Here is a 313-nt window from a genome sequence, read left to right on the forward strand (position 1 = left end):
TCCTTACCTGAAGATACCTTCCCGCGCAGTGTCCACACAGATTGTCTGATAAAAAAGTAATGAGCAGGACGGCTGCGAAGTCGTGACACTTTTGTGTCCCCTTCGTCTAGCGGTTAGGACTCCGCCCTTTCACGGCGGCAACAGGGGTTCGAATCCCCTAGGGGACGCCACCTGCTTGGTGACAGGTGAAAGGTGTCTCCATACAGTATCTCAAAACCGATTTGGTTGCGTAAGCAGCCGGGCCGCGTTTGAGATATTTGCTCTTTAACAATCCGGAACAAGCTGAAAATTGAAACGACGCAGCGCGTCATTC

Annotated in this window: 1 tRNA gene; it reads left to right on the plus strand. The window is 51.8% G+C overall.

Features of this window, described 5'->3' with window-relative positions:
* Window positions 1–95: 95 nt before the first annotated feature.
* Window positions 96–170 (plus strand) — tRNA-Glu (locus tag ACK13D_RS22055).
* Window positions 171–313 lie beyond the last annotated feature (143 nt).

This window comes from Pantoea sp. K16, from assembly GCF_048452805.1.
Lineage (GTDB): Bacteria > Pseudomonadota > Gammaproteobacteria > Enterobacterales > Enterobacteriaceae > Pantoea > Pantoea agglomerans.